The organism is Paenibacillus caui (assembly GCF_019904135.1).
Lineage (GTDB): Bacteria > Bacillota > Bacilli > Paenibacillales > Paenibacillaceae > Fontibacillus > Fontibacillus caui.
The window spans coordinates 1-17,797 of sequence record NZ_JAIOGQ010000007.1 but is presented as its reverse complement, the minus strand read 5'-3'; the positions used below and the strand labels follow the sequence as shown (position 1 = coordinate 17,797).

Here is a 17,797-nt window from a genome sequence, read left to right as displayed (position 1 = left end):
AGCTGATAGATTCTCTTTTGAAATATGGAAAGGAGCGTTGTCGGCTATGGCCTCTTCATTGCTTCATGATCAGGCGCACGCACTGCTGCAGCGGTTTGCAGACCGCCTGGAAACTGTCATTGTTGGGAAAAGAAAAGAAATTGAGCTTGCTATCATCGCCATGCTGTGCGGCGGGCATGTTCTGCTTGAAGATGTTCCCGGCGTGGGCAAGACTATGCTTGTCCGGGCCATTGCCAAGGGGCTTGGCTGTTCATTCGGGCGGATTCAGTTCACCTCGGATCTCATGCCTTCGGATATTACAGGCGTGTCCGTATACCGTCCACATAATGGGGAATTCGAATTCCGGCCAGGTCCTATTCTATCGAATATTGTCCTTGCGGACGAGATCAATCGCGCTGCGCCGCGTACCCAATCCGCGCTGCTGGAGGCCATGGAGGAGCGCAAGGTAACGGTCGACGGCGTCAGCCGGCGGCTGCCCGAGCCGTTTCTGCTGCTGGCTACGCAGAATCCGCTGCATTTTGAAGGGACCTACAGGCTCCCTGAAGCGCAGCTTGACCGCTTTCTGATGCGGGTATCGCTCGGTTATCCGAGCGTGGAGCAGGAAGTCGCGATGCTGAATCAGCAGGGAGAGAAGCAGCCGCTGGAGACGCTGCGTCCGGTGCTGATCGCCGAGGAGATTGCCGCCATGCAGCGGCAGGTCCGGACCGTTACGGTGGATGACAGCGTCAAGCGGTATATGGTGGCTGTGGCAGACGGGTCGAGGCGGCATGCCGGAACCGTGCTTGGGGTCAGTCCCCGAGGCACTCTCGCCTGGATGGGGGCGGCGCAGGCGCATGCTTATTTCAAGGGCCGGATGTACGTGATACCCGATGATGTCAAAGCGGTGGCCGAAGCGGTGCTCCCTCATCGCCTGATGCTTTCGGCGGAAGCCCGCATGACGGGGCGGAAAACCGAGGACATCATTCGGGAACTGCTCCTGGAGACGCCGGTGCCGATGACGAGACAGGCTGCGGGCGGATCGCTATGAACATGACCGGAATATGGACAGCCTTCTGCACGGTATGGCTTCTCGCGCTTGGCTTGCTGCTGTGGCATGGCGGGCCTTCCGTATTGTTTGTGCTCAGCGTTTTGACATTTATGATGCTTCAGGGAGCCGCGGCAAAATGGGCCGGTCCGAGGCAATTGTCCGTGCGCCGTAATTATTCCGCAGCCCGGCCGCTTTCCGGAGAGCGGGTGGACGTTGTTCTATCCATTGCCGTAACAGGAGGGCTCCCGCCGCTTTGGCTAAAGCTTCGGGATGGATTCGGCGGCATGGACCACCCGGAGCAGCTGCTGTTTGCGGGATTTCGCAGAAACTTGACCTGCGCCTACACGGTGGATGGGCTTGCACGCGGAATCCACGGCCGGGAGAGCATCACGGCTGCAAACACTGATTTGTTCGGCTGGTTCTCCTACAGCATTCCCTGCACATGCAGCGGAATACTGCCGGTGCTGCCCCGCTCTTCGGAGGAGACCGGGGCAGAACATGGCGGGAACGGAATCAGTGGGTCGACCGATGACACTTATGACGGGATTACCCTGCCCGGTCCGCCAGGCTCCCGAATCCGCAGCTATGAACCGGGCGACCCGCTAAAGTCGATTTACTGGAAAGGATCTGCGCGCCGCGGGGATCTTGTCGTCTATATGCCGGAAGAAGAAAATACGTCATTCCGGCTTGTCCTGCTGGATACGGAACGAAACGCTTATTCGGACGATCTGCCCAAAGCCGGAGGTTCCCTGAAAGACAGTTCGGGGACAAACGCTGTGTTTGAACGTGCCGTTTCCGCCGCGGCGTCCGTGCTTGAAGCGGGGGCGGAAGGCGGGCATACCCTTTTCTTCCGGCACGGCGGCATGGAGAGCGTGCGCCGGTGGAACGCGCACAGCGATGGCGAAGACGGGCCGGTGCTGCTCGCGGCCGTTTCTTTATGGGACGGCGGGGCCGTTTCCTGCCCGGAAATGCTGTACGAGGCTGTAAGAGAGTATAAGGCCTTGCCGGTCACGGTCATTACCGGATCTCCTTCGGATAGGCTGTCTGCCGTCATCTCTGAGCTTGCAGAGCTGGGGCACGACATCGAGCTGATAAGCTGTGCAAGCCGTGCCGGACAACCGGCAGCCTTCATGAATGGCAGCAGCTTGGCAGGCAAGGGGGCGGATTCCGATGTCCCGGCTTAACAAGTGGACCGGGTCGGTTCGGCTTAGCGCAAACGAGGCTGCGACAACGGCTGCCAGAAATCGGCCTTTCTTCAGGCTTTGGGCCTCACTCTTGCTGTTCGGCCTGTTCGCGCAGTGGCTTCAGCCGCTTCATTCGCTGGGAGGCGCAGGAAGCGGCAAGCTCCTCCTGACCTTCTATGGTTTAACCGCCCTGCTTCTGGCCGTCGGTTGTATCAGGCTTCCGGTTTGGGTTATTCCGGTGGTTCCATTCGTCTCCGTCTGCTTCGCCATGATGTATTTATACGGCGGCAGCGAGGGCGGGGCGTGGCTGATCAGCTACGGATCGACGCTTGCCGAAGACGCCGGGACATGGCTCCGATCGGGAAGCCTGGCGGAAATCAGCCGGGAGTCCCGGATGCTGGTTTTGCTTGCGGGATGGGTTTTGCTGGTCGTCTCCGTTCAGATGCTGGCTTTGACAAGATTTACGGTCCTGCTGTTCTTGTGCATTTCCGTCTTGTACCTGCTTGCTTTCGAACTGACGCTGATGATGGACGTGTTCTGGGCAATCGTCCGCTGCTGCGGTCTCGGACTGCTGCTTCAGTTCAGCATTAGCGCCTGCAGGCAGCTGGATGCCCGTGACACTGGCTCGGCATACGCCCCCGTGGCGTACAGACTGGCCGGCGCCTTTATTCCGGGCGGCTGCCACGGCAGCAGCGGAATGATCCCCGGGACACCCGGCCAAGGTTCCCCAGGGTCCGCTGCCAGGGGGATGGAGGAGACGGCGGATAGTCATGCGCCAATCCCGCCTAAGGCCCCGTCAACGGTAGGAGCTGCCCGCCCCCGAAGCCTGCATGCCTCCGCCAAACGGCCGGTTTCTTCCAAACTTATAGTTTGTCTGGGAGCTTGCGCCGTATTGGCGGGCGTAGCAGGATCGGCCGCAGCCGCGCTGCTTCTGCCGGTGAAGCCGGCCGAGGCGCTGTCATGGGATAAGGCGGTCCGCAGCCTTGAGGCATGGACCGACATCGGAGACAGCGGCGGCCTCGGAAATGGCCGCTCGCTGTCCGGCTACGATGGCAGCGACGAAGAGCTGGGGGCCCCGCTCCGGCTGCGTAAGGAGCTTTTCTTTACGGCAGTATCGCCAAAGCAAACGTACTGGCGTGGGGAAAGCCGTAGTTATTACGACGGCCGGGGCTGGAGTCAGCCCGATTCCTCCGCGGCACCGGTTGCGCTCCCCTACAGGGATCCCGCTGCGGCAGCGGGTGAGCCGGCCGTTCAGACCGTCACGTTTGCCAAGCCGCAGAAGGGGACGGTTCCCTTGTTTGCCGGAGGCAGGCTGATCCATGTGAACCGCGTTGATACAAATGCCAGGAATACCGAACAAGGAACAAGCTATGGGCTGCAGGCCGATCCGGATGCGGGCGCATTAACTATAAATCCCGAAGGCAGTGCGAATTTGATTTACGGCTATGAGATCGAAACAGCCCTGAGCCGCAGCGACCTTGCGGACCTCGCGAAAGAGGACCGGCAGGAGGCGAGCGATCCAGCCGAGATCCGGTACCGGTATCTCCAGCTTCCCGCTGCCTTGCCGGAATCGGTTCGCGATTTAGGGAGCCGCATTGTTTCGGGAACAGCGAGCCGTTATGAAGCGGCGCAGTCTGCTCAGAGCTATTTGAAGCAGCATTACCGATATACCCTGGATACAACCGTTCCGGCCGCTGGGCAGGATTTTGTCTCGGATTTTCTGTTCAGGCAGCGGGCCGGATACTGCGACCATTTTTCAACCGCGATGGTTGTATTGCTGCGCACCCAGGGAATTCCGGCAAGATGGGTGAAAGGCTATGCCCCCGGCGAACAGACCGGGGACAATCAATACGCGGTGCGGTATTCGGATGCGCACGCTTGGGTTGAGGTGTATTTTCCGGGAGAAGGCTGGGTTTCATTCGATCCTACCCCGGCTTTTGAAGGGGCGCAAGGCGCCGCGGCGCAGCAGGCGAAAGCTTCGCAGCCATTCAATCTTCAGGCTTTGCAGGCTTATAAGGAGAACATCATCCGCAGCCTTTTTGCGGGCATGAGATTTGTCTCGAGCCTTCTGCCGCCTTCTGCAGCGCTGACGGCGGGAATCGCTATGGCCGCGCTATGCCTGACTATGTCGATGCTGACTATCGTCAGATTCAGGCCGAAAGGTCCGGCCGGAGCCGCCGGGGTAAGCGCACGGATGCCAAATCCGCATCCGAAAGTCCATTTTCCTGGAAGGGCCGAGCTGCTTCGTGCTGCCGACAAGGCCTGGGCTGGATTGTACCGCCGGTATGGGGGAAGACAGCAAGGATGCACGGCCCGCGAATACACAGACGGGCTGAAAGGTTTGGAGGAATCCGGAATATCCGATTTGACAAGCTTTATGAGTATTTGGGAGCCCCTTTACTACGGCGGTGATGTGCCTGACCGGGAGACAACGCGGCGGTTTTTGAAGACATGCCGGAAAATGGCATCTTTTCGCAGGTAGAGTGTTCCCGAACTTTCTTGACGGCATCTTTTGTCGTTTCGTATAATGGGTCTCAAGAATTAAGGGAGGCTCGGTAATGAATAAGCCAAATGAAATCATTGTCGTTCTGGATTTCGGAGGACAATACAATCAGTTAATTGCAAGACGGATTCGTGATCTTGGGGTATACAGCGAGCTTCTGCCGTTCAATACCCCGGTGGAACGCATTCGGGAAATGGCTCCAAGGGGGATCGTATTCTCCGGCGGACCGATGAGTGTTTACGGTGAGGATGCGCCACATGTTGATCCGGCCATTTATGATATCGGCGTGCCGATCTTTGGCATTTGCTACGGCATGCAGCTGATGGCGCAGCAATTGCAAGGCAAGGTAGTCCGTGCGGCGAAACGTGAATACGGCAAGGCGGATGTAGATTTTATCGAAAATTCAGCGCTTACAAAAGGCCTTGAAGCGAGACAAACCGTATGGATGAGCCACGGCGACCATGTAGTTGAACTGCCTCAGGGCTTCCGTGTGGATGCTTCCACCGAACATGCGCCGATTGCGGCCATCAGCAACCCGGAACGCAGGTTGTACGGCGTTCAGTTCCATCCGGAAGTGCGTCATTCGGTGAACGGGAATGAAATGATCCGCAACTTCCTGTATGACATTTGCGGCTGCGAGGGCAGCTGGAGCATGGAGACGTTTATTGAGGATACGGTTCGCGATATCCGCAATCAGGTCGGCGACAAGAAGGTGCTGTGCGCGCTGAGCGGCGGCGTGGACTCCTCCGTTGTGGCCATGCTGATTCATAAGGCGATCGGCGATCAACTGACCTGTATGTTCATCGACCATGGCTTGCTGCGCAAGGGCGAAGCCGAAAGCGTGATGGAGACGTTTGTCGGTAAGTTTGACATGAAAGTGGTCAAGATTGATGCGCGTGAACGTTTCCTGTCGAAGCTGGCTGGGGTTGATGATCCGGAGCAGAAGCGCAAAATTATCGGCAACGAATTTATTTACGTGTTTGACGAAGAATCCGCCAAATTTGACGATTTTAGATTTCTGGCTCAGGGCACGCTGTATACCGACATTGTCGAGAGCGGAACGGCGACAGCCCAGACCATCAAGTCTCACCACAATGTCGGCGGATTGCCGGAGGACATGAAATTCGAGCTGGTAGAACCGCTGAAGGCGCTGTTTAAGGATGAGGTTCGCAAAGTCGGCGAAGAATGCGGACTGCCGAAGGAAATCGTCTGGAGACAGCCGTTCCCGGGCCCAGGCCTTGCCATTCGTGTGCTGGGCGAAGTTACGGAGGACAAGCTTCAGATCGTCCGCGAGTCCGACTTCATCCTGCGGGATGAAATTGCCAAGGCTGGCCTGGACCGCGAGATTTGGCAGTACTTTACCGCCCTGCCGAATATGAAGAGCGTCGGGGTCATGGGTGACGCCCGTACGTATTCGTACACGGTCGGCATTCGGGCCGTGACTTCGATTGACGGCATGACGGCCGATTGGGCGCGCATCCCTTGGGATGTGCTGGAGAAAATCTCCGTCCGCATCGTCAACGAAGTCGAGAACGTGAACCGCGTCGTTTACGACATTACCTCGAAGCCGCCTGCTACGATCGAGTGGGAGTAAGTTATCACTTAGAAACCCTCAAATCCATGTTGAATGGATTTGGGGGTTTTTTAGTTCTAGCAGAAACGGATGCCGTCTTTTAAAGGACGGCTTTGCCTTTATCTACTTGGATTCGAGGAAGTATTTGCTTCGAGCAAGAAGCAGCGGACAGAGGGACACCCAAGGAGGATGTCCCTTCATTCATTTTTTCTCCGTTTTCCATAATTCGGGCAGATATCTTCAAAGATTTGATCATGTAACTTCAGCGAAGATTGAAGAATATATTAATGTAAGCCCTTACAAAGAGGAATAAGGAGGCCTCGTAATGAAAATCAGAATGAGTAAACGAAGTTGGTATCCGTTGGTTATATTGGCCCTGCTTGCCGGATGGATCTATATACCGAAACAAGACTTTGCCGCTGCCGCTGCCCATCAAGCCTATCAGTGGGACAATGTTGCGATTGGCGGAGGGGGTTCGGTGACGGGGATGATCTCGCATCCGAAGGTGCCGGATTTGTTTTTCGCCAGGACGGACGTCGGCGGAGCTTACCGCTGGGATCAGGCCGACCGGCGGTGGGTGAACATGCTTGCAGGCATCCCTTACACTGAATGGAATTTGTACGGCGCGGACAGCATCGCGATCGACCCGTCCGACCAGACAGGAAATACAGTTTATGCAGCAACGGGAAAATATGACGACGGATGGGCGGTGCCGAGCCGCGGATATATCATGAAGTCGGTGGATCGGGGCATCACCTGGACCCGGTCTGCTCAGCAATTCGCCATCGCCTCAAACCGGGACCAGATGTTCGGCGAGCGGCTCGCTGTCGATCCCGCGAACGGCAGTATCGTCTATTACGCTTCCCGGTCTGACGGATTGCAGCGCAGCACGGACGGCGGCACGAATTGGTCGCAAATATCCGGGGCGCCGGCGAACGGAAAGCTTACTTTCGTCATTCTCGATCCGAGCGGCGGAACGGCGAGCTCGCCTGCTCGTACCAAAACGGTTTACATCGGCATGCGAAACGCCGGCGTCTACCGCTCAACCGATGGAGGGGAGCATTTCACGCTCATCGACGGCAGTCCTGCGCTGCCTCGGCGCGCAGCTCTTGATGCGAGCGGGAACTTGTATGTCTCCCATGACAATGGCGTATGGAAGTATGCGGTGGGAGCAGGTTCGGACGTGACGCCCCAAACCCCGAACATCGAGAGTTGGGACAGTTGGGGAAGAGCGGCGAAAGTTACTGCCGGGCAGCGTTCGGGCGGTACGGCCATCAAGCTGTCGCAGATCAGCTCGGGAAGCGCCGTAGAGCAATCGCTGACGGTTACCCCGAACACCACCTACACATTGAAAGGGTGGGCCAAGGCTGGCATAAGCGGTCAATCGGTTCAGATCGGGGTTCGGGATTACGGAGGAGCATACCGAAGCGTCACGATTACCGGCACCGATTATGCGGAGGGAACGGTTACGTTTACGACCGACGCCGTTCATACTTGGGCGATCATCTACTGCTATAAACCGAGCACTTCAACCGGCGAATCCTACTGCGACGATTTTGAGGTTACGCAAAGCGGTTCCGCAGCCAATATGGTCAAAAATCCAGGATTTGAAAACAAAGGAGCGTTTCAAGCGATTGACGTCGATCCGTTCGACAGCCGGCATATCCTCGTTTCCCGGCACAATTGGGCCCACAATTTGCCGATGTACCGCTCGGTAGACGGCGGAACGAGCTGGACGGAAATGAACATGAGCAAAAACGGTACAGTAGCCTGGTGGCCGAATCACCACTGGCGGTCGGCGACCTCCAGCCTCGTTTTCGATTCTTTTTCGCAAGGGAAGGTCTGGTTTACGGATTGGTACGGCATGTGGCAGACTTCGGATGTCACTGCCGATCCTTCGGTGTGGACGAATGAGGAGAAGGGCCACGAGGAGCTCGTCACCGTAAGCAACCTGCTCAGCCCTCCGTCCGGAACCGTCAAGCTGTTCAGCGGAGTGGCCGATGTGGGCGGTTTCGAGCATGACTCCCTGCCGGATTTTCCTTCCGCGGGAATTTGGAGCAAAGGATTGCCCACCGGTCACACGACCACAGGTTTGGATTTCCAGGAAAGCGATCCGAATTTCATCATCCGCGTCGGACGCCAGGATTGGCAGGGCGAGGGCAGCGGCGGCTATTCTGCCGACGGCGGCGCCTCCTACACGGCATTCACATCCGTACCGGGCAAGGGCGGCCGGGTTGCGGTTTCCGCGAACACCCGAAGAATGGTTTGGCTGCCGCAGAATGATGTTCCTTACTATTCGGAAGATAATGGCGCTACGTGGAAGGCCTCTTCGGGAGCCCCTTCAGGCGCGGTGGGCGGGAGTAATATCTTTGTCTGGAACTATCCGCTAGCCTCGGACCGGGTGGATGGCAGCAAATTTTACTTGTATAAGGAAGGGACGCTGTACAAGAGTACGGACGGCGGAGCGACATGGTCGGCGGCGAATACGGGCTTGCCTAAAGAATCGTGGCATTCGGTGCAGGCAGCCCCTGGCGCATGCGGCGAGGTTTGGATCAGCCTGAACGGAAGCGGTCTTTACCGTTCCACGAATTCGGGAGACACGTTCTCCAAAATCCAGGGCGTCCAAAAGGCTTACCTGTTCAGCTTCGGCAAAAACGCGCCCGGAAAAACGAATCCTGCTGTTTTCGTATACGGAATAGTCAAGCAGAAGGAAGGGATTTTTCGTTCGGACGACAACGGCGTAACCTGGGTCCAAATCGATAGCCCCCTCATCCGCGCAGGGGATGAACCGAACGCCATGGCCGGGGACCGCCAAACGTACGGACGGGTGTATGTGGGAACGAACGGAACCGGTATCTATTACGGCGCGCCGGCACTCCCATAATTTATTCAGAACAAACCTGAAATCGCTTCCATTACCTCTCCGCTTCCGGTCCTTCGGACTATGAAACAAAAAGCCGTCTTTTAAAGGACGGCTTTGCCGTTTTTGCCTGTTTCTTCGGCAATTTCAATGAAATCGTTCAACTGGCGGCTGCGCACGGCCGCTTTCCGGACTATAAAGCGGATGATGACCGGGCTGAGGTCTTCCGGCAGCCGGGTAATGTTAAGCCCGTCAGGAACTACACTTATAGGGAGCAATGCAATGCCCATGCTCTGCTTCACGCTGGAAAGGATCGATTCCAATGTATCAAATTCCAAAACAGATACGGGCGAACAGCCGTGCATGTCGAACCATTTGAACAAAAGCTGCCGATAAGGGCAGTCAGGCGCAGAATTGATGATAACGGGCAGTCTGAACAGCTCGTTCCGATCGGCATATTTTTCGCAGCTAACCAATCCGACTTCCTCGCCGAACTTGAAAACGGATTGAATTTGCCTGTCAGGCAAATCGCCGCTCACGAACGCCCCGTCAAGCTCTCCCAGCATGACCTGGCTGATCAGGTGATCCCGGGTTCCCGTCCTGATGGACAAGGTTACGTCCGGAAATTCCTTGGAATAGGTGCCAAGGAGGAGGGGCAGACGGTTTGCGGCCAGCGTTTGGGGTGCTCCAAGCCGCAGCGAGCGTGAATCACAGCCTGGGGATACGTCATTCTTTGCCATTTCAAGCAGGTCGATGATCTGATCGGCATAGCTCAGCAGTTTTTCACCGGCAGGCAGCAATTTGACCCCCTTGTTGTTTCTTTCAAATAACGGCGTGTTTAGCTCTTCTTCCAGCTTTCGGATCCGTATCGTGACGTTGGATTGAACATAGCCCATCTCTTCCGCGGCCTTTGAAAAAGACAGCTGGTGCGCCACCGTCCGAAATATCCGCAAATCCCGACTCTCCACTTCCATTACCTCCTCTTCAGCTATCTTAGCGCAGGTATCAATTTATTTAATACCAACATCATTTTTAACCATTATACAACCGGAAGGGGCTGTTCTACGATAGTCATATCGGAATAGGAAAGGGGCTAAAGAAAGCTATGAAATTTCATCAGAAGGTGGCAGTCGTTACCGGTGGAGGAACCGGAGTAGGCAGGGCAGTAAGTCTTAAGCTCGCTGGGGAGGGAGCCCATGTCGTCGTCAATTACTCCAGGTCGGAGCGGGAAGCGGCCGAAACGGTTCGCGAAATAGCGCAGCGCGGCGGAAGTGCCGTCATGATCCGGGCAAATGTAGCGGCCGAACAAGAAGTGGAGAACATGTTTGCCGAAGTCGAAAGAACCTATGGAACCATTCACTATTTAGTCAACAATGCAAGCATTACGGAGCAAATCCGGATGGATGATCTGGAGGCTGTGACGGACGAAATTTGGGACAAACTGCTCGCTGTGAATGTAAAAGGCATGTTTTATTGCGCCAAAGCTGCAGCGCCGTTCATGAAAAAGAATCGGGAGGGCGCTATTCTGAACGTAGGAAGTATCGCGGGGGTCACCGGACTCGGCTCTTCTCTGCCTTATGCCGTGTCCAAGGCGGCCGTGCACGGTTTGACGAAATCGCTCGCTCATGCGCTGGCTCCGGAAATCCGGGTAAACAGCATAGCGCCGGGCGCCATCTCCACGCGGTGGTGGGAAGGGAACGAGGAGAAAATGCGGCGTTTAAGCGGAGCTCTTCCACTTGGGCGAATCTCTACTCCGGAGGATATTGCGGAGCTGATATGCGCTTTGCTCCAGCAGGAGTCGCTTACGGGCCAGGTCATTATCGCCGATAACGGACAAACGCTCTAAGTTATTTAACAAAGCCGGGCCGTCGTGGCCCGGTTATATGGTCTTCTGTCTGGTTCCGAGACACTTATTTGTATGCTTTGCTGCGCAGCGAATACTTGAATGGAAATCACGAACATTGCAATTAACCTTATTTCAAAACATTCGTTTTTTTCATTGACAAGCGTAAGGGACATGCCTACAATATGATTTGTGAAAGTTGTCTGACACGATTTTGACGGGAACTAATGACAATAGAATCAACATTCGTATAATTCCGGGAATTGGCCCGGAAGTTTCTACGAGGTCACCGTAAATGATCTGGCTACGAAGTGAAAAGACAGGCTGTAAGGCGCTGCCGGGTGGGTAGTCCCGGCTCTAGGAACGGTCGCCCGACCAGCTGTTTTTATGTCTTTCAACAGCCTGCGTTTGACCTGGGGGAAATGAATCTGCCCGGGTTGTTTGTCGTTCCCGTACGAATTGTATCCTGATTATTCTAAGGGGGATTTAGGTAACAATGGATCGGTTTTTCAAGCTTAAGGAGAACGGTACAAATGTAAGGACGGAGATTATCGCAGGGATTACCACCTTCATGACGATGGCGTACATCCTCTTCGTAAACAATCTGTTCCTCGGACCGAACGGGGCGGGTATCCCATCGGACGGCGTCTTCTTTGCTACATGCGTCGGAGCAGGGCTTATTACCATTCTGATGGGGCTGTTTGTCAACATTCCGATTGCGCTTGCTCCCGGTATGGGGCTCAACGCCTATTTCATGACCGTGGTGCTTAGCTCCGGTGGTAAAATTACATGGGAAGCGGCACTTGGCGCTGTGTTCATTTCGGGTATTATTTTCCTGATTCTGACAGTTACGAAAATTCGCCAGCTTCTCATCGTGGCTATTCCTCAAAGCATTAAATCGGCAATTACAGTCGGTATCGGCTTGTTTATTGCCAGCATCGGGCTTAAATTGAGCAATCTCATTGCCGTTAATTTGTCCGGTGTGGAAGATCCGACCAAAACTGTTGGCGGAAGCAGCCTGAACTTTACGCTTGGCGATTTCGTTCACAGCCATGAAGTTCAGCTTACGCTGATCGGCTTGATTCTGATTGCTGTCCTGATGGCGCTTCGCGTGAAGGGCGCGCTGCTGATCGGAATCGTCGCGACGACGCTGATCGGCATTCCGATGGGAGTTACAAGCACAAGCGGCTTGACGGAAGCTGCCTGGTTCCCTAATTTGAGCGATTTGGCTGTAGGGAAGCTTGATCTTGGGGCCGCGTTTAAATTGGGCTTGTTTGAAATCGTGTTTGTGTTTACGTTCGTGGAATTGTTCGATACGTTCGGCACCTTGGTCGGCACGGCGACTCGGGCAGGCCTGATGAAGGATAAAGAAAAAAGCGAGAAAATGATCGGCAAAGCGATGCTCGTTGATGCCGTAGGCGTCAGCTCAGGTGCTGTGCTTGGTACAAGCACGATCACTTCTTACATTGAAAGCACCGCCGGTGTAGCGGAAGGCGGACGCACCGGACTTACTGCCGTAACCACAGGCATTCTGTTCCTGCTTTCGCTATTCATCGCGCCGCTTGCAGGTGTTGTTCCAGGCGCGGCTACCGCTCCGGCCTTGATCATTGTCGGGGTGCTGATGATGAGCCAGGTGAAGAACATTGAGTGGGATGACTTCCTTTATGCGTTCCCGGCTTTTGTAACCATCGTTCTGATGCCGTTTACCGGCAGCATTGCCAACGGGATCTCTGCCGGTATCGTTTCTTACGTTATTCTGGCAATTTTCCACAACCTTGTAGCCAAAAACAAAGTCAAAATCCATTGGCTTATGTGGATTCTTGCCGTTATTGTTCTTTGCCGCTATATCTTTATCGGTGCAGAATAACAAGCATAAGCGAGGCTTTTGCAGCCGTACGGATGCGTCCGTACGGCTGTTTTTTGTATGCGGAGGATGCCGGGCCCTCATTGACGCAGTCCACACCGGGTCTTATAATCGGCATGACTGCTCTATCTTTTTGCTTTAATTGTTTAACATCTAAGGACAACACAGCCATTTCTGCTTATGGGGTGAGAAATTAAGTTTATGGAGAATTGGATCAGAAGCAAGAAGGTTTACGTCCTGCTGTTATTATCTGTTATTATGCTGCTTCCCGGCTCGAAGGTTTTTGCGGACAGCAATCTGCTCGGAAACAGCGGATTTGAACAGGTCGGGTCCGGAATTCCGAAAATTTGGAGCCAGGATATCTGGGTCACCGATCAAGGTGCAAGCAAGCTGTGGATTGATGACCGGCAATCGCATTCCGGCAGTTCTTCGGCAGCAATAGAAAACGTGCAGCCGAACCACGCAAGATGGATTCAGAAAGTAACGGTAAAACCGAATACATACTATAAAATATCCGGATGGATCAAGACGGAGGGCCTCCCTCAGTCTTCCGGGAGCAGACGAGCCGGCGCCAATCTGTTCATTTCGGGGGTCAGCGCCGAATACCCTCAGGTGTACGACACCAAGGGGGCTTGGCAGAAGCTTGAATTTACCGGAATTACCGGGCCGGAGCAGACGACTCTTGTTGTTGCGGCTGGCCTTGGGCAGTATGGAGCGCTGATCAAGGGGAAAGCGTATTTCGACGACATCACGGTTGAACAGACGGTTAAGCCGGCCTCACAGAATCCGGTGATTTCCATGGATACGGCCAAGAAGGAAACGAAATGGGATACCCCGGTTTCCTTCACGTCGACCGTTCTGATGATTGGACTGTTCAGTATATTTTTTGCCTATATGTACAAAGTGTTTATGCGGCGAAATGCGTTCCGGAAGCTGCGTACCCAGTACATGCCTGGGCTGGTTATTTTTCTATTGGCCGCTTTGGCTGTCAGAGCCTGGATTGCGCTTAAGGTGCCGGGCTATACAGGGGATCTGAAGACGTTCATCTATTGGGGGAACCGCCTGAGAGAGGTAGGCTTCGGCAGCTTCTATGAAAAAGGGGTATTTGCCGACTATCCGCCGGGTTATATGTATGTTCTGTATGTGCTTAGTGCGGTAAAAGCGATGCTGTCGCTTGGCGATTCATCGGCTGCTGCACGGCTGCTGTTCAAGCTCCCTGGAATTCTAGCCGACCTTGGGGCGGGAATGCTGTTATTTCAACTCGGACGGAAAAAGATCGGGGCGCATCTGGCCTTTGCCCTTGCACTTATTTACCTGTTTAATCCCGCGGTATGGATCAATTCGGCTGCCTGGGGACAAATCGATGCTTTCTTTGTTTTGTTTCTGCTGTTATTCCTTCATAGTCTAACCCGGAATCAGTTCGAGCGTTCCTCCGTCTGGTTCGCGCTTGCCGTGCTGATCAAGCCGCAGGCGCTGATCTTTACGCCAGTGCTGCTGCTTTACTTTATATACCGCAAGGCCTGGAAGAGGATGCTGATCAGCGCATGCTGCGGGGTCATCACGCTGGCGCTGGTGTCCATGCCTTTCTTTTGGAGAAATGGCGGAGCGGCAGGATTGATTCAATTATATGGGGATACCTTGTCCTCATACCCTTATGCTACTCTCAATGCATTTAATCTGTTTGCTCTTGCCGGCGGGAACTGGAAACCATTGGACCAACCGTGGTTGTTCTTCTCCTTCCGGACCTGGGGAATAATATTCATCGTCTTATCGGTGGTTGCCGCTGTCTTGTTCTCATTTGGAAAAGGCAGAAAAGGCGAGAAGAATGAACCTGCCTATTTTCTCGCTCTGGTTTTGATCGTATGTGTCTACGTGTTTGGTCCAAAAATGCACGAGCGCTACATGTTCCCTGCCTTGCTGCTGTGTTTGTTCAGTTATATCCAATTCAAGGACCGCAGGCTGCTTCATTTGTTCTTTGGTTTAAGCCTTACCCAGTATATGAATGTGGACTATGTGCTCAAAGCCTATTCGACGCTGCACAGCGCACCTCCGATTGACGGAGTCGCCATTGTGTGCGGCATCGCAAACCTGGCCCTGCTTGTCTATATGCTGGCAATCGGTATAGATATTTTATTTAACGGAAGAATTCAGCCGCTGCCCGTCGTGTCAGACGATGATCGAAGAGCGGCGCAGGAGCAAGTGCTTAGAGGACTTGTGCAGTCTCCAGATAAGCCGAAAGTACGGATGCGGCGGAATGACTGGATCTGGATGGGAGCCATCACCCTTCTGTATGCCGCGTTAGCCTTATATCATCTCGGCGGAATGAAGTCTCCCGAAACGTACTGGAAATCTTCAACTGCCGGGGAAAGCTTCTATGTAGATCTGGGCAGCGTCAAACAGCTCGAGCGGGTGAATCTGTTCGACGGTCCCGGCAGGGGAAAGGTGAAGATCCAATTCAGCAATACACCGGACAACTGGGATCATGAAACCGAACTTGATCTGTACGGTAAAGTCTTCAAATGGAATACGGCGCTTTCTTTAATTGAAGCCCGTTATGTCAAGTTTACGGCCCAGTCTCCGGATATGTATCTTCATGAGATTGCCATCTATGAAAGAGGCTCAAAAACTCCGCTGAAGGTGGCGGCCATTTACCCAAGCGGCATATTTTCCGGGGATACGGACTCTCCTGACCTGCTGTTCGATGAACCTTTAACCGATGCTTACAGACCGAGCTTCATGAATAGCAGTTATTTTGATGAAATTTACCATCCACGGACGGCTTACGAGTATTTGCAGGGAATGGTGGCTTATGAAAATACGCATCCGCCGCTCGGCAAAATCTTCATTTCCGTCGGCATCAAGCTGCTGGGCCTTAGCCCGTTTAGCTGGCGGATTGTCGGGACCCTATTCGGGATCGCGATGCTTCCGCTGATGTATCGGATGGCGCTTACGCTGTTCAAAAGAAGCCGGTATGCGATAACGGCTACTCTGCTGTTTGCGCTGGATTTTATGCATTTCAGCCAGACAAGAATGGCGACGATCGATGTTTATGCCGTATTTTTTATGATGCTGATGTATTATTTTATGTTCCGTTATGTATCGATGAATTTTTATAAGGTGCCTCTGATTCGGACGCTTGTTCCGCTCGGGCTGTCGGGTCTGTTCTTTGGAATAGGTGTAGCGTCCAAATGGAATGTGGCTTATGGCGGAGCGGGGCTGGCCGTTATGCTTGGGCTTTCCTTGTATGCACGTTACCGCGAGTTCCGCGCTGCCAGGGCGTGGAGCGGCAACGCTGCACCATTGAATCGTGTGGATTCGAACTTAACGGAAACGGCGGCCTTGGGGCCTGATTCCGAGCAGATGGCGGATGCAATTGCCGGTCCGAATACAGCTTCACGGGAAAAAGAGGCTTTGGCCTGTACGAAGGCCACGCGAAGCTTTTTGCGGAATACGTTGATCACTCTGTCGAGCTGTCTGATCTTTTTCATAGCCATCCCGGCGATCATTTACTGTTTGTCGTTTATTCCGGTCCTGAATGAGGAAGCAGGCGGGTACACTTTGGATCATTTGATCGAAGCGCAAGTTCATATGTATGACTACCACAGTCAATTGACCGCAACGCACCCTTATTCTTCACAGTGGTGGGAGTGGCCGTTTATGAAGCGGCCGCTTTGGCTGTATAACGGAACTGAGCTCCCTTCCGGGATGAAATCGACCATGGTGACCATGGGCAATCCGCTGATCTGGTGGACGGGAATTTTCGCTGTGCTTCTTACGGTGTGGCTGTCCATAAAACGAAAAGATCAATATATGTACATGGCCTGGATCGCATACTTCTCCGTATATGTTCCGTGGATGCTGGTTCCAAGGTATACATTTATCTATCATTATTTCACGATGGTTCCTTTCATGATTTTGAGTATCGTATATGTGATGAAGCTGTGCGAGGAACGTTATGCATGGTTCCCGAAGGTACGAATTGCTTATGTGATTGGTGCCGGGGTGCTGTTTGTCATGTTTTATCCGGCGCTGTCCGGACTTGTCGTAAGCCGTGATTATATTGATTATGTGCTGAGGTGGTTCCCAAGCTGGGATTATTAACGATTTGGTTCGGATCGTCAGGGATAAGTGCCCTGGCGATCTTTCTTTATCAGGCGTGGGTAAAAAGCAGCGCTCGGCGAGAACTAGCTGGAACCGCGGCGGATGGTGGCTGTTACAATGAAATGAATGGATTTAAAATTAATTTTTAAAAAAAGCTTGCCAAGTGTTTAGAATGTGTGGTATATTCTTATTCCGGCCGTTTGATACTAAGCTGGTCGGGCCGTCTCGATGCCCTTCGGCATTGAAAGAAACTTTCCGAAAAAAAGTTCTTGCCAAACGGTTGAGAAGGTGATATGATATAAGAGTTGCCGCTGAGATGCGGTGATGCACGAAAGACAGTTTGATCTTTGAAAACTGAACAACGAGTGAGAGGATTTTACGGATGTAAAATCCGGATTTAAGAGAATTTAGGATGGCTTGAATGTTCATTTGAGCTTCATCCAATCTCGTCAGATTCAAAATGAGCTAATCGCTCTTTCACTAAAGAAACAACTTTATTGGAGAGTTTGATCCTGGCTCAGGACGAACGCTGGCGGCGTGCCTAATACATGCAAGTCGAGCGGAGCTGACGGAGTGCTTGCACTCCTGACGCTTAGCGGCGGACGGGTGAGTAACACGTAGGCAACCTGCCCGTAAGACTGGGATAACTACCGGAAACGGTAGCTAATACCGGATACGCAAGTTCCTCGCATGGGGGACTTGGGAAAGGCGGAGTAATCTGTCACTTACGGATGGGCCTGCGGCGCATTAGCTAGTAGGTAGGGTAACGGCCTACCTAGGCGACGATGCGTAGCCGACCTGAGAGGGTGAACGGCCACACTGGGACTGAGACACGGCCCAGA

Annotated in this window: 9 protein-coding genes, 1 rRNA gene and 1 riboswitch; of the genes, 9 read left to right on the top strand and 1 reads right to left on the bottom strand. The window is 53.8% G+C overall.

Annotated features, from left to right (window positions below):
• The first annotated feature begins 46 nt into the window (after positions 1-46).
• From K7397_RS05755 to K7397_RS05735, 5 genes are all read left to right on the top strand, one after another.
• Positions 47-1,027: an AAA family ATPase gene (locus tag K7397_RS05755; RefSeq protein ID WP_223066998.1), complete on the top strand. Its 981-nt coding sequence runs from the start codon at positions 47-49 to the stop codon at positions 1,025-1,027.
• Complete coding sequence (locus K7397_RS05750) at positions 1,024-2,211, top strand: DUF58 domain-containing protein (RefSeq protein ID WP_223066997.1); 1,188 nt, start codon at positions 1,024-1,026, stop codon at positions 2,209-2,211. The genes K7397_RS05755 and K7397_RS05750 overlap by 4 nt, the downstream gene beginning before the upstream one ends.
• Positions 2,198-4,693 (top strand): transglutaminase-like domain-containing protein, encoded by a 2,496-nt coding sequence (locus K7397_RS05745; protein WP_223066996.1) that lies wholly within the window; start codon positions 2,198-2,200, stop codon positions 4,691-4,693. The genes K7397_RS05750 and K7397_RS05745 overlap by 14 nt, the downstream gene beginning before the upstream one ends.
• A gap of 76 nt (positions 4,694-4,769) precedes the next feature.
• Complete coding sequence (gene guaA, locus K7397_RS05740; protein ID WP_223066995.1) at positions 4,770-6,308, top strand: glutamine-hydrolyzing GMP synthase; 1,539 nt, start codon at positions 4,770-4,772, stop codon at positions 6,306-6,308.
• Between the two features lie 304 nt (positions 6,309-6,612).
• The gene (locus K7397_RS05735; protein WP_223066994.1) at positions 6,613-9,171 is read left to right on the top strand and encodes a carbohydrate binding domain-containing protein; all 2,559 of its coding nucleotides are present in this window, start codon (positions 6,613-6,615) and stop codon (positions 9,169-9,171) included.
• A gap of 80 nt (positions 9,172-9,251) precedes the next feature.
• Here K7397_RS05735 and K7397_RS05730 read toward each other — a convergent pair whose 3' ends face one another.
• Complete coding sequence (locus tag K7397_RS05730) at positions 9,252-10,115, bottom strand: LysR family transcriptional regulator (RefSeq protein WP_223066993.1); 864 nt, start codon at positions 10,113-10,115, stop codon at positions 9,252-9,254.
• A gap of 137 nt (positions 10,116-10,252) precedes the next feature.
• Between K7397_RS05730 and K7397_RS05725 the strand changes: the two genes are divergently transcribed.
• The 4 genes from K7397_RS05725 to K7397_RS05710 form a co-directional block, all read left to right on the top strand.
• Positions 10,253-10,993: an SDR family NAD(P)-dependent oxidoreductase gene (locus K7397_RS05725; RefSeq protein WP_223066992.1), complete on the top strand. Its 741-nt coding sequence runs from the start codon at positions 10,253-10,255 to the stop codon at positions 10,991-10,993.
• 223 nt (positions 10,994-11,216) lie between these two features.
• A riboswitch (purine riboswitch) is annotated at positions 11,217-11,317 on the top strand.
• Positions 11,318-11,486: 169 nt separating this feature from the next.
• On the top strand, positions 11,487-12,857 hold the full coding sequence (locus K7397_RS05720; protein ID WP_223066991.1) for an NCS2 family permease: 1,371 nt from the start codon (positions 11,487-11,489) through the stop codon (positions 12,855-12,857).
• Positions 12,858-13,055: 198 nt separating this feature from the next.
• Positions 13,056-16,955, top strand: coding sequence for a glycosyltransferase family 39 protein (locus tag K7397_RS05715; RefSeq protein ID WP_223066990.1), 3,900 nt, complete (start codon positions 13,056-13,058; stop codon positions 16,953-16,955).
• A 494-nt stretch (positions 16,956-17,449) separates the two neighbouring features.
• Positions 17,450-17,797: ribosomal RNA gene (locus tag K7397_RS05710) — 16S ribosomal RNA — on the top strand; the annotation flags it as partial.

Coding starts and splice junctions, on each gene's coding strand:
- K7397_RS05755 (WP_223066998.1), top strand. CDS start 47: ATGGCCTCTTCATTGCTTCATGATCAGGCGCACGCACTGCTGCAGCGG.
- K7397_RS05750 (WP_223066997.1), top strand. CDS start 1,024: ATGAACATGACCGGAATATGGACAGCCTTCTGCACGGTATGGCTTCTC.
- K7397_RS05745 (WP_223066996.1), top strand. CDS start 2,198: ATGTCCCGGCTTAACAAGTGGACCGGGTCGGTTCGGCTTAGCGCAAAC.
- guaA (WP_223066995.1), top strand. CDS start 4,770: ATGAATAAGCCAAATGAAATCATTGTCGTTCTGGATTTCGGAGGACAA.
- K7397_RS05735 (WP_223066994.1), top strand. CDS start 6,613: ATGAAAATCAGAATGAGTAAACGAAGTTGGTATCCGTTGGTTATATTG.
- K7397_RS05725 (WP_223066992.1), top strand. CDS start 10,253: ATGAAATTTCATCAGAAGGTGGCAGTCGTTACCGGTGGAGGAACCGGA.
- K7397_RS05720 (WP_223066991.1), top strand. CDS start 11,487: ATGGATCGGTTTTTCAAGCTTAAGGAGAACGGTACAAATGTAAGGACG.
- K7397_RS05715 (WP_223066990.1), top strand. CDS start 13,056: ATGGAGAATTGGATCAGAAGCAAGAAGGTTTACGTCCTGCTGTTATTA.